Below are 12,536 nucleotides of genomic sequence, written 5' to 3'. Positions count from 1 at the left end.
TTGTTCTGGAGACTTGAAATTTGCTTCAGGGTCTCCATTTTAACTAGCCAAGACAGACCCAAACGCCTGCATGATTGCAGGCGTTTCAAATAAGGGGACTACCATGTTAGACCGTACACCTTCTCGCGAATTACAGGAACATCTCTGGGTGTTCCCGATGGACTATCCGATCAAACTGATTGGCCTTGCTGGTATTGAGTTGCATCAGGCCGTAAATGAGATCTTTGTAAAGCATTTTCCTGAATTTGATGGCAGTAAAATGACCGTTACGCCTTCACGTACAGGTAAATATCATTCGATCACTGCACAGCTCCGTTTTCTAGAACTGGAACAGGTTCATGCGGTCTATGCCGACTTAGCCGCTTGTCCGCTGATCAAAACTGCGCTTTAAACCTGATTTTGCTTCATGCCAGGTACATAAAAAAAACACGCTTATGGGCGTGTTTTTTTATGCTTATGAATTTACTGTAGACAATGACGAGCAATCACTCTCCTATCTGCCGCTGAAATCATTATAATTATTGGCAGTATTTTTTAATCTTTCCAAGGACGCACACTGTGACTGATGCGGTTCAAAAACCCTGCCTGATTATTCGTCAATATAATGACCTGACTCCCTATGAAGACCGTTTTCTGGAAATGAAAGCCCTGACTGAAAACCGTGATGAAAACACCCCAGATGAGTTGTGGATTTTGCAGCACCATGATGTCCTGACTCAAGGGCAAGCGGGTAAGCCGGAACATATTCTGATGTCATCCAATATTCCGGTAATTCAGACCGATCGTGGTGGTCAAGTGACCTGGCATGGTCCGGGCCAGCTGGTGGCGTATTTTATGTTTGACCTGAACCGTCTTGGCTGGAATGTCCGTACGCTGGTGTCCTATGCCGAAAACCTGATGATTGAGCTACTCAAGAAGCATAATATTGAAGCCTATGCCAAACCGGATGCACCCGGTGTCTATGTCAATGAACGCAAGATTGGTTCCCTCGGCTTTAAAATCCGTAAAGGTCGCAGCTATCATGGTCTTTCCTTGAATATTGACTGTGACCTGACAGGTTTCCATACCATCAATCCATGTGGCTATGCAGGACTAGAAATGGTCCGCATTAACGACTTGGTCAACAACCCGCCAAAATTTGCTGACTTGTGTGTCGAAATTATTGAAACTTTAACCAGCAGCGGTTACTTTAAGGACGTTAGCGTCGAGCAAAGATAAAGCCTTTGCATTTCAACAATAAATAAATTAGAGTAATTACTCTAAACTAATAATATTCCAGGTAGGGATCATCACGTGATTGCAACTAAATCCGTTAAACCTGCTTTGCAACAGGCCTATGTCAAACTCATGATGGATGTGATTGGCAGAGGCTTAGTCATGGCAAGTCAGGTCGATGAAGAAATCAAAAAGGAAGTTGCCCAGTTTCCGGCGAATTTCAGTCTTTCCATGCAAGTCTTCCCCCACGGCCCGGCATTTATTGCCCGGGTTACTGAAGAGAAGCAACTTGAACTCGTGAAATCTATGGACACTGCGCCTGACCTTACGATCACTTTTAAGCATCTGCATCATGCCTTTTTGGTCTTTTCATTCCAGGAAAGTACCTCACAGGCCTTTGCCCATGACCGCATGATTGCCGATGGTGATATCTCTTATGCTATTCGTCTGGTGCGTTGTCTGAATAAAATGGAAGCCTTGATTTTGCCGAAAATGGTGGCACAACTGGCTGTCAAAGAATATCCAAGTAATCTCAGCCTGAAAGAAAAATTAACTGAAGCAAGCAGCATCTATTTAAAAATTGCTCAATCTTATTTGAAACGGAGTGCCTAACATGACCAAGCCTTATTATGAATTTTTCTGTCCAGTCAAGGTGATTGCCGGTCATGCTGCGCTCGAACATATTCCGTTTGAACTCTCGACTTTAGGTGCCAAACGTCCACTCATCATTACCGATAAAGGCGTACGTGCCAATAACCTGCTTGTGCCGATTGAAGCTGCTTTTGAATCGACGGATGCAGAGATTGCAGCGATTTTTGATGATGTCCCACCCGATTCGAGCTTAGGTACAGTACGTCGTGCTGCACAACTATATCGTGACAATAACTGCGATGCGATTATTGCCATCGGTGGCGGTTCAGTTATCGATACCTCAAAAGCGACCAACATTCTGGTCTCTGAAGGTGGTGATGACTTGCTTAAATATTCTGGCGCACATAACCTGCCAAAGCCCTTAAAACCATTTTTCGTGATTCCAACCACCTCTGGAACAGGCTCTGAAGTAACCATGGTTGCAGTGGTATCGGATACTGAAAAGAACCTGAAAATGCCGTTCGCATCTTATTATCTGATGCCGCATGCTGCAATTCTTGATCCACGTATGACCCAGACTTTGCCACCGCATTTAACGGCAATGACTGCAATGGACGCGATGACCCATGCGGTTGAAGCCTATACCTGTATGGCAGCTAATCCGATTTCAGATGCTTATGCCACAGCAGCAGTGAAGAAAGTCAGTGAGAATCTGTTTAAGGTGCTGGATAATCCGTCTGATGCTCAAGGTCGTCTGGAACTGGCACAAGCTTCTACCATGGCTGGGATCGCTTTCTCGAACTCGATGGTTGGTCTGGTGCATTCACTTGGTCATGCGCTCGGTGCGGTGGCTCACTTGCCGCATGGACTATGTATGAACCTGTTCCTGCCTTATGTCCTGGAATACAACAAGGAAGTGAATGGTGGCAAGATTGCAGAGCTGCTTCTGCCACTGGCTGGCCCGGATATCTATGCACAGACCCCTGGGCATCTGCGTGCCGATAAAGCGATTGCAACCATTCAGGCGATGCGTGACCGTATTTATGCCCTGACTAAATTACCACGTACATTAAGTGAAACAGGTAAGGTTTCTGAGGCACAACTGGATGAAGTTGCCGAGAAAGCATTAAATGATGGTTCTATCATTTATAACCCGAAAGAAGCCACGCTGGAAGATTTGAAAACCATCTTAAAAAAAGCTTGGTAATTCCTGAAAAATAAGCGAATATAGCGAAAATTTAGAGCCTGGTGTTTTTTTAAGCATCAGGCTTTTATCTTGCATGAAAATTTCATCATCAATCATGATAATTTTGGCATATTTCATGCTGTAGTAATCTCAAAAAAATTGCTAGCAAAAATGTTCATTCTAGAGTAGATTGGCGCGCTTTTGCTTAATTTGTAGGGGGGATCGTTCGTCTCAAACGATCCTTATTCAATATGACTGATCCTTGATCAACGATTAAGAGGATAACGCCGTTGACAAATTTCTCTGGGACTCAATCGGCAGCTAAACTGCAAAAAACGCTGGGACTCTGGCACATCATTATTATCGGTTTAGCTTATATTCAACCCATGACCTTGTTTGATACTTTTGGTCTGGTATCTGAAGAAAGTAACTTTCACGTTCCTACCTCTTACATTTTTGCACTGATTGCAATTTTGTTAACCTCTTTGAGCTATGGTCATATGATTCGTCGCTACCCATCTTCGGGTTCGGCCTATACCTATGCCCAAAAATCCATCCACCCAAATGTTGGTTTCATGGTGGGTTGGTCATCTTGGCTCGATTATCTATTGTCGCCAATGGTCAACATCATTCTTGCAGTCATTTATTTAGAAGCTCTGTTCCCTGATGTTAATCACTGGGTTTGGGTTATTGTTCTTACTGCATTTATGACCGGAATCAACTTACGTGGTGCGCGTTTTGTTGCTAACTTCAACAGTATGATCGTATTCGTGCAGTTGCTTGTGATTGCAGTATTTACCTGGATGGTCTACACCAAGTTACAAGCTGGCTTTAATGCGGATGGTCCGATCACCGCTGAGCAACGCTACCAGCTGTGGAGTTTAGAGCCATTCTGGAATGAGTTAACATCGGTAGGTGCATTGATTACTGGTGCCACTTTACTGTGCTTTTCATTTACCGGTTTTGACTCCCTCAGCTCTCTAGCAGAAGAAACCAAAGATACTGAAAAAACTTTGCCTAAAGCGATTTTCTTGACCGCTTTAATTGCAGGTATCATTTTCATTATCAGTACCTACTTCATGCAGATTTACTTCCCGAATAATCCAGGTTCATATTTCCAGAATATTGCTGAAACTCAGCCTGAAATTTTGATGCTGGTGGGTGGTTCATTATTCCAAGCCTATGTACTCGGTTTTGCAATCATTACAGTAATGGCATCAGGGATCTCTGCACATGCCGGGGTATCGCGTTTGATGTACGTGATGGGTCGTGATGGCGTAATTAACAAAAAAATCTTTGGTCACATCAGTCCGAAAAACTACACACCTTCTTATAATATTATGATTGTCGGTGCTGTAGCTTTAACTGCTGGTTTCATGGACCTGGACTTTGTTATTTCATTGATCAGTTTTGGCGCCTTGACTGCATTCAGTTTTGTAAACCTGTCAGTAATTTCACGTTATGCATTACGTGATGGCCGTACCAAGTCAGCAAAAGAGATTCTGAACTTTGTGGTGGTGCCACTTGCAGGTTTCATTGCGGTATTTGCTTTATGGCTCGAAGTAGATCAAACCTCGCTTAAATACGGTTTGATTTGGGCATTTGGCGGTATCTTGTACCTGGGTTATAAGACCAAAGGCTTCAAGCACCCTGCTCCTCAGCACAATGAATTTGATGATAAATAATATCCTTCTTATTCAAATAAAAAAGGCGCTTAGTGCGCCTTTTTTAGTTCTGATTTATTTATTTTTTAGTTCAGTTCAAAATCATTTTAGACGACAGTTAAAGCCCATGCGGGTATCAACAATATTGTCTTTATAACCAAGCTGTTCGATAAATAGATTACGATTTTTTAAAACCTCCTGACTTTCAAGGCTCAAACGCGCCTTGTTCTGTTCAGCCAGATGATAGGTTTCATTTACGACACCCTGGAAGATATTACAGACTTCCTGACGTTTTGATTGATTCAGAATCCTTCCGCGCCAACTCCATTCAAAATCATCTTTACTGAGGGTTTTACCCCAAGCTTCAATACGCTCATTCAGTTGCTGCTGCATCTTTGCCATACCCTGCCTGATTTCCTCCTGAGTGAGCGGTTTTACTTCTTCTGCAGGCTGTTGTGGTTCTGGCTGTGCTTGGCTTGCTCCACTAAACATTAATAAAACCACACAACTTGCTGTGATCCACCCCTTATTCAAGTTCTTTTCCTTTTTTTGTGTTCTCAACTATTTATACCGAAGATAAGCCCAATGACCAACCACTGCACAAGACTTGTTACACAAATCAAAAAAAGCCACCAATTGGCAGCTTTTCTTAAAAAAAGAAACTAATTAAAGCGTTTTAAAACCCTGCTGACGCCAGGCTTCGTACACAATCACTGCTGTCGCATTGGACAGGTTCAGACTACGTGAATTCTCAGCCATTGGCAGACGGATCCAGTGTTCTTTCGGGAACATCATACGCACATTTTCTGGCAGGCCGCGTGTTTCCGGCCCCATCAACAAAGCCACAGGACGATTCAAGTCTGAAGTATGTGGGGTTTCAAAACCTTTAGTTGTCAATGGATAGACCGCATCTGTACCAATGCCTTGAGAAGCTAAATCTGCCAGACATTCTTCAATATTTTCCCAGATTTGCATATTGGCATATTCATGGTAATCCAGACCGGCACGTTTTAGCTTCTTGTCATCCAGTTCAAAGCCCAGCGGCTTGACCAAATGCAACTGTGCTCCCGTATTTGCGCATAGGCGAATAATATTACCTGTATTGGCAGGAATTTCAGGCTCATATAAAACAACATGGATCACAGCTTTTCTCTACTTTTGGGGGAGTTAAGTGGTCGTTTACGACCACTTAAGTTTTTCACGTAAACGCACCACTTCACCAATAATGGTCAAAGTTGGTGCTTGAATATGGTGCTCAGAGACTTTAGATGCAATATCTTGGAGCGTTCCAATTACTACTTTTTGCTCAGGCGTAGTGCCTTTAGACACTAAGGCCACCGGCATATCCGGGCGCTGGCCATGCGCGATCAGTTGCGTACAGATCTTTTCCAGCCCAACCAAACCCATATACAGCACTAAAGTCTGGTTTTCATAGACCAGTTCACTCCAAGGCAGCTCGGGTGAACCTTCTTTTAAGTGACCTGTCAGGAAACGTACACTTTGCGCATAATCACGATGAGTCAGTGGAATACCGGCATAGGCTGAACAGCCAGAAGCCGCGGTAATACCTGGCACCACCTGGAAAGCCACACCCGCAGCGAACAGTTCTTCAATCTCTTCACCACCACGGCCAAAGATAAACGGATCACCACCTTTCAGACGACAGACACGCTTACCTTCACTGGCATATTTTACCAATAAGGCATTGATCCCTTCTTGTGGCACTGCATGATTAGATCGTGCTTTACCGACGTAGATCTTCTCTGCATCACGCCGGCACAAGTCCATGATTGGTGCAGAGACCAGACGATCATAAATCACCACATCGGCTTGTTGCATTAAACGCAATGCTTTTAAGGTCAAGAGTTCTGGATCACCAGGACCTGCGCCAACGAGATAAACCTCACCTTTTGGCTTTTGCCATTCCAGTAGCGCCTGTTCAATCAGGTGGTCAGCTTCAGCCAGATTGTCATTAAAGACCTGTTCTTTCAAAGGACTAGCATAAAGCTCTTCCCAGAAAATACGGCGTTCATCAGGATGAGTAATCTTGGCTTTTACCGCGCTACGCCACTTACCTGAGAATTCAGCCAGTTTACCCATACCATATGGAATGGTGGTTTCTAGCTGGGTACGAATCTGACGGGATAACACTGGTGACGTGCCATTTGATGCCACCGAAATCACCAGCGGTGAACGGTCAATAATCGCCGGAACCATAAAGCGGCAATGCGGTGGATCATCTACACTGTTCACCAGAACATTTTCAGCTTCACAGGCATTAAAGACCTGACGGTTGACTTCAGCATCATCAGTCGCTGCAATCACCAGACGATAAGAGCGTAATGGAATTTCAGGATTGAAAGGTGCCTGAACATATTGGCCAGCAGTTGCTTGAACAATCTCAAGCAGAGCTGCTTCAATTTCAGGTGCAATTACCGAGATAACTGCGCCTGCTTTCTGTAGCAATACCGCTTTTCGGTACGCAATATGTCCACCACCGACAATCAGACAGGGTTGCTGCTGCAACTTTAACGAGATTGGGAAAATATCCACGAAAAGCCTCAAATATTTAGATCTGACTGTCTAAGCAATTTTCATGCACATTTTGGTGCATACACCGATATTTAGTCGATGTAAGTTGCACCACCCATGTACGGACGCAATACTTCAGGGATCTCAATTGAACCATCTGCACGTTGGTAGTTTTCCATCACAGCAAGTAAGGTACGACCTACTGCTAAACCTGAACCATTCAAGGTATGTACGAATTCAGTTTTCTTCTGGTCGGCACGGTAACGCGCTTTCATACGGCGTGCCTGGAAATCACCCATATTTGAACATGAAGAAATTTCACGATAGGTATTTTGGCTTGGTACCCAAACTTCCAAGTCATAAGTCTTGGTTGAACCAAAGCCCATGTCACCGCCACACAGAATGATCTTACGGTATGGAAGGCCTAAAGCTTGCAGAATACCTTCAGCATGACCAGTTAAATCTTCCAGCGCCTGCATAGAATCTTCAGGTTTTACGATCTGAACCATTTCAACTTTGTCAAACTGGTGCTGACGGATCAGGCCACGGGTATCACGACCATAAGAACCTGCTTCACTACGAAAACATGGTGTATGTGCAGCGTATTTCAATGGCAGGCGATCGGCATCAATGATTTCATCACGCACGAAGTTGGTTACTGGCACTTCAGCTGTTGGGATCAAATAGAATTCTTTTTCGCCTTGCAGCTTGAACAGGTCTTCTTCGAATTTGGGTAACTGACCTGTGCCACGTAGCGAATCAGCATTTACTAAATACGGTACATAAGCTTCGGTATAACCATTTTTGGTAGTGTGCGTATCCAGCATGAATTGAGTCAACGCACGTTGTAGACGCGCCAAAGGACCTTTAAGAACGCTGAAACGTGAACCAGTCAATTTAGTTGCTGTTTCAAACTCCAGACCGCCCATCATTTCACCCAGGTCAGTATGGTCTTTGATTTCAAAATCAAATTCGCGTGGTGTACCCCATTTCAGGATTTCCACGTTGTCAGACTCATCTTTACCTTCAGGAACAGATTCATCTGGCAAGTTTGGAATAGACAGGGATTTTTCTTCCAGCTCAGCTTGTAATTCAGCCAGTGCTGCTTCTGCTGCTTTAATTTCATCGCCAATTGCAGACATGCGTGCCATGATTTCAGACGCATCGCCACCGGCTTTTTTGATTTGGCCAACTTGTTTCGCACCCGCATTACGCTCAGCTTGTAGCGATTCAGTTTTAGACTGAATTTCTTTACGGCGAGCTTCAAGTGATGCCCACTCTTCGACATTCAGTTGAACACCACGTTTTGCCAAGGCTAAATTTACAGCCTCAATATTATTTCTGAGTAATTTCGGGTCGATCATAGCCAATCTTTAGATAAGAAAAAAACTGGCTATAGTGTAAGCTCTTAACGGCAAAAAATACAGTGACCTGGTGAATGGCTGCGCCTTATTAGCACAATATTTAAGGGGTTGTTCTTGGCAAAATGGATAAATACTCAGGTCGGATGATCCGGTTTAATGCTGTATAAGGTACTTTTAATTCTACCATCACACTTGTCGACTTGCTTAACTCACCTGCTGGATAAATCAGTACCAAGCCTTGTCTGTCAAAATAATAATTATCACTTAATTCCAATTGCTTTGATGTTATTTGGGCACGATCCAACCAGTCTTTGTTTTCTTGATACAAGCTTTGTTTTAACTTTCCTTCAGTATTGCCCAGCATAATTTGATAAAGAGCCAGACGCTTCTTTTGCTTTAGGTCCAGATTGACGTATTCAGTATGAGATTGTGGCTGTGCTGCACGTCTAGGCTGATGAGCAGTTTTGAATATAAAAGTCGCCAGATGACCATACTGATTCAGGTAACTGACCTGAATAGAACGCTGCTCAAAAAGTTTCGGCTGATCCTTTGCTTTAATTTTATCACTGCTTACTGTGCGAAAGGCAACTGGCTCGGTACGCTGGATACGCTCTAGAAAATACTGGTCAATCCAAGCCATATTGGTATTTACAGTTTGCAGATCAAAGCGCACACAACTCTCTACTTCGCACACGACCTGATTAACACCTTTAACCGGAATGGTTTTGGATTGTATTTGCCCTGCTTCTTCTGTTTGCGCAGATGCATTGACTGAAGACATTTGAGGCTGACAGGCAAACAACCCCACATTTAAACATAAAATACAGCTGATCCAGCCGGTTTTAAATGTAGTCATTTTCATCCTAAGCACCTGAAATTTCATAATTTAATTGACTTGACTTTTGATTATTCTAAAACGCCTGAATCTCTAGCTATAGACAAACCTTGTAATGTCTCCAAATCCATTTCTATTATTGGCAAATAAAAAGCAACCCGAAGGTTGCTTTTTTTATTTTGCTGACATTGATGCTTATTGATCAATAATGTCCGTTCCTTTAGGCGGTGTGAAATTAAAGGTAGATGCCGGAATGCTGGCATTCACTTTCACATTGCTAAAGTTGATATAAGTGGTTTGACCCAATGAATCTTCCAGAATCATCAGACTCGGTGCCTTGTTAGCGCCAAAGCTGATCGTCAGGCTTTCAAACACACCATCACTTGCCTTTGGATACAGCTTGTAATAGGTCTTGCCTTTGTTTGGCTGTGTCACACGATAAGACTGCATGATCTGGTTGGTGTTTCCAGAGAGCAATAATGCTGGTGTATTGGAGACTTGTTCATCCAGGCTCTGACGAACGGCTTGCTGCAAGTCTGGGTCATAGATCCAGACAGTTTTTCCTGTGGTAGCAATTGTCTGTTTCGAAGGTGCCGTGGTTTCCCAATAGAATTTACCCGGACGCTGCACTTTCATCACACCACGAAAGGTCTGGTTCATGTGCTGGGCGCTCAAACCCTTTTTCTGAGTTGCTTTCGGATTGGTAATCTTGGTGGTTTGCTCAAAGTTTGCCGTTAAGCTACGGATATTACTGAGCTGCTTCACCAGATTGGCAGTGGCTTGCTGCTCCGTCGCTGCAGTTGCGGCAAATACAGTCGTGCTCATGACAGGAGCCAGTGTTGCCGCACCGATTGTTATGGCACATACAGTTTTACGAAGCATATTCATAATCTCACCTTTTTGTATTTGCATATCGCTATTTATCTAATGGCTCATCTTAAACGAATTTCAAAAACTAAGATGATAGAAAATAAGAAGTTTTGTATTGTTATTAATGCAAAATCCCTGCTTTTGTTCATCATGATGAAGATCACCGTTTATTCTTCAAGCATATGTTTCAGACTAACTCGTCAATCTTCAAGCATAAAAAAACCCACAGAATCTGTGGGTTTTTTCTATTGTCGCAGATTATGCTTCAACAGATACGTAGCGACGACCGAACTGGCCTTTCACTTCGAATTTTACTACGCCATCAGCAGTAGCAAATAAAGTATGGTCACGGCCCATACCTACGTTAACACCAGCGTGGAATTCAGTACCACGTTGACGAACGATGATGTTACCTGCAGTTACAGTTTGACCACCGTAAACTTTAACACCTAACATCTTAGGATTCGAATCACGACCGTTCTTAGTCGAACCACCGGCTTTTTTAGTTGCCATGTCTCATTACTCCTAGTAATTAGCCTGAAATGCTAGTAATTTTCAACTCGGTAAACCATTGACGGTGACCTTGTTGTTTACGGTAGTGCTTACGACGACGCATTTTGATGATGCGGATTTTGTCGTGACGACCATGGCTAACTACTTCTGCAGTTACTTTAGCGCCAGCTACCACTGGAGCACCGATTTGAATGCTTTCACCGTTTACAAGCATCAACACGTCATCAAAAGTAACAGTTGCGCCAGTTTCAGCTTTCAATAATTCAACTTTAAGGGTTTCACCCTCAACTACACGGTGCTGTTTACCACCGCTTTGGATTACTGCGTACATAATGTACTCCAAATATGCCCGTGTCGTCGTGCCGATAAAGGGATATACCGGTCTTAAAACGTACGCCACTGGGGGTTATACAAGGGCAAAGATTTTAAGGGATATTCGTATAAACAACAAGCCATTTTATAGAAATATTGATGAACGCATTTATCCATCTCTTTGAGATTATACTAATTTTAGTAAAATCAGACACTCATGCAATTTTTTGCTACAAAAATCAACAGAGCCGGACGGTTATTTTTGAGTAGTATACTGAGCCACAAATTTCGGAGTACATGATCCGTAAAGGTAAATCGATAGAGTACAGTCAGCCACCAGAATCGGGCTGGATGGATTATATTCATCATAAAAAACTGATTTTTAGTGGAGTTTGTACGTTTCTTATGTTTCATGGATGTTATAAATTGTTAAACTACCGACTTGAGATTTACCAAACTAGAGGTTTCCTTTCACATGACCATCGACTTTAAGCAAGATATTCTCGCTCCTGTGGCACATGACTTTGCTGCGATGGACACATTCATTAATGAGGGGATTACTTCAAAAGTTGCCTTAGTCATGGCAGTGAGCAAACATGTGGTTGAAGCCGGTGGCAAGCGTATGCGCCCGATTATGTGTTTACTTGCAGCCAAAGCCTGTGGCGCAGATGATCTGGATCAGCATCGTAAACTCGCGGCGATCATTGAAATGCTACATACTGCAACGCTGGTACATGATGACGTCGTGGATGAATCTGGCCTGCGCCGTGGCCGTCCAACTGCGAATGCGACCTGGAATAACCAGACTGCCGTATTGGTCGGTGACTTCCTGATCTCACGTGCCTTTGACCTGCTGGTTGATCTGAACAATATGGTCTTACTCAAGGACTTCTCAACTGGTACCTGTGAAATTGCCGAGGGTGAAGTATTGCAGTTGCAATCGCAACATCAGCCTGAAACAACTGAAGAAACGTATTTAAATATTATTCATGGTAAAACTTCTCGCCTGTTTGAACTGGCCACTGAAGGTGCTGCCATCCTAACTGGTAAAGAAGAGTTCCGTGCCCCGCTACGAACTTTTGCCGGTCACTTTGGAAATGCATTCCAGATCATTGACGATATTCTGGATTACACCTCAGATGCAGAAACACTGGGCAAGAATATCGGGGATGACCTGATGGAAGGTAAACCGACTTTACCTTTGATTGCGGCACTGAAGAATACCTCTGGAGATGACTTCGAGATTGTGCGTAAGAGCATTGCAACGGGCGGTACTGACCACCTTGAACAGGTGATTCATATTGTCAATGCATCCGGTGCTCTGGATTACTGCCGTCAGCGTGCGACTGAAGAAACCGAAGCTGCGATCGCTGCACTGGATCTACTGCCGGATTCTGAATACCGTCAGGCGCTGATTAACCTGGCCAAACTTGCGCTTCATCGCATCCAATAGA

At 43.6% G+C, this 12,536-nt stretch carries 14 protein-coding genes; 6 read left to right on the top strand and 8 right to left on the bottom strand.

Features of this window, described 5'->3' with window-relative positions:
- Window positions 1-103: 103 nt before the first annotated feature.
- The 5 genes from B3D47_RS08010 to B3D47_RS07990 all read left to right on the top strand — a co-directional run bounded on the left by B3D47_RS08010 (window position 104) and on the right by B3D47_RS07990 (window position 4,677).
- Entirely contained in the window at window positions 104-391 is a 288-nt protein-coding gene (locus B3D47_RS08010) for a YbeD family protein (protein ID WP_004814884.1), read from the top strand.
- Window positions 392-558: 167 nt separating this feature from the next.
- The gene (gene lipB / locus B3D47_RS08005) at window positions 559-1,218 is read left to right on the top strand and encodes a lipoyl(octanoyl) transferase LipB (protein ID WP_163171007.1); all 660 of its coding nucleotides are present in this window, start codon (window positions 559-561) and stop codon (window positions 1,216-1,218) included.
- Between the two features lie 75 nt (window positions 1,219-1,293).
- Window positions 1,294-1,827 carry a hypothetical protein gene (locus B3D47_RS08000; protein ID WP_180184737.1) on the top strand — a complete coding sequence of 178 codons (534 nt, stop codon included), beginning with the start codon at window positions 1,294-1,296 and terminating at the stop codon, window positions 1,825-1,827.
- A 1-nt stretch (window position 1,828) separates the two neighbouring features.
- On the top strand, window positions 1,829-3,013 hold the full coding sequence (locus tag B3D47_RS07995) for an iron-containing alcohol dehydrogenase (protein WP_286861217.1): 1,185 nt from the start codon (window positions 1,829-1,831) through the stop codon (window positions 3,011-3,013).
- 269 nt (window positions 3,014-3,282) lie between these two features.
- Window positions 3,283-4,677: an APC family permease gene (locus tag B3D47_RS07990; protein WP_180184738.1), complete on the top strand. Its 1,395-nt coding sequence runs from the start codon at window positions 3,283-3,285 to the stop codon at window positions 4,675-4,677.
- Window positions 4,678-4,758: 81 nt separating this feature from the next.
- Here the strand turns inward: B3D47_RS07990 and B3D47_RS07985 are convergent, their stop codons facing one another.
- The 8 genes from B3D47_RS07985 to rplU all read right to left on the bottom strand — a co-directional run bounded on the left by B3D47_RS07985 (window position 4,759) and on the right by rplU (window position 11,101).
- Entirely contained in the window at window positions 4,759-5,148 is a 390-nt protein-coding gene (locus B3D47_RS07985; RefSeq protein WP_312441526.1) for a hypothetical protein, read from the bottom strand.
- A gap of 174 nt (window positions 5,149-5,322) precedes the next feature.
- Window positions 5,323-5,799 carry a tRNA (cytidine(34)-2'-O)-methyltransferase gene (locus tag B3D47_RS07980; protein WP_005222949.1) on the bottom strand — a complete coding sequence of 159 codons (477 nt, stop codon included), beginning with the start codon at window positions 5,797-5,799 and terminating at the stop codon, window positions 5,323-5,325.
- Between the two features lie 36 nt (window positions 5,800-5,835).
- Window positions 5,836-7,209 carry a siroheme synthase CysG gene (gene cysG / locus B3D47_RS07975; protein WP_286861211.1) on the bottom strand — a complete coding sequence of 458 codons (1,374 nt, stop codon included), beginning with the start codon at window positions 7,207-7,209 and terminating at the stop codon, window positions 5,836-5,838.
- Between the two features lie 71 nt (window positions 7,210-7,280).
- Window positions 7,281-8,552 (bottom strand): serine--tRNA ligase, encoded by a 1,272-nt coding sequence (gene serS / locus B3D47_RS07970; RefSeq protein WP_103799678.1) that lies wholly within the window; start codon window positions 8,550-8,552, stop codon window positions 7,281-7,283.
- 100 nt (window positions 8,553-8,652) lie between these two features.
- Window positions 8,653-9,414, bottom strand: a complete 762-nt coding sequence (locus B3D47_RS07965) for a DUF3298 domain-containing protein (RefSeq protein WP_286861209.1) — start codon at window positions 9,412-9,414, stop codon at window positions 8,653-8,655.
- Window positions 9,415-9,582: 168 nt separating this feature from the next.
- Window positions 9,583-10,275 (bottom strand): outer membrane lipoprotein chaperone LolA, encoded by a 693-nt coding sequence (gene lolA / locus B3D47_RS07960; RefSeq protein ID WP_005222953.1) that lies wholly within the window; start codon window positions 10,273-10,275, stop codon window positions 9,583-9,585.
- Between the two features lie 240 nt (window positions 10,276-10,515).
- Entirely contained in the window at window positions 10,516-10,770 is a 255-nt protein-coding gene (rpmA, locus tag B3D47_RS07955; RefSeq protein ID WP_004814861.1) for a 50S ribosomal protein L27, read from the bottom strand.
- A gap of 19 nt (window positions 10,771-10,789) precedes the next feature.
- Window positions 10,790-11,101 carry a 50S ribosomal protein L21 gene (rplU, locus tag B3D47_RS07950; protein ID WP_004814860.1) on the bottom strand — a complete coding sequence of 104 codons (312 nt, stop codon included), beginning with the start codon at window positions 11,099-11,101 and terminating at the stop codon, window positions 10,790-10,792.
- A 456-nt stretch (window positions 11,102-11,557) separates the two neighbouring features.
- Between rplU and sdsA the strand changes: the two genes are divergently transcribed.
- Window positions 11,558-12,535 carry an All-trans-nonaprenyl-diphosphate synthase gene (gene sdsA / locus B3D47_RS07945; protein WP_004814857.1) on the top strand — a complete coding sequence of 326 codons (978 nt, stop codon included), beginning with the start codon at window positions 11,558-11,560 and terminating at the stop codon, window positions 12,533-12,535.
- The last annotated feature ends 1 nt before the right edge of the window (window position 12,536 follow it).

The organism is Acinetobacter sp. UBA3461 (assembly GCF_002381195.1).
Classification (GTDB): Bacteria; Pseudomonadota; Gammaproteobacteria; order Pseudomonadales; family Moraxellaceae; genus Acinetobacter; species Acinetobacter schindleri.
Note: the sequence above shows the minus strand (reverse complement) of the source record. Positions and strands in the feature narration are given on the sequence as shown.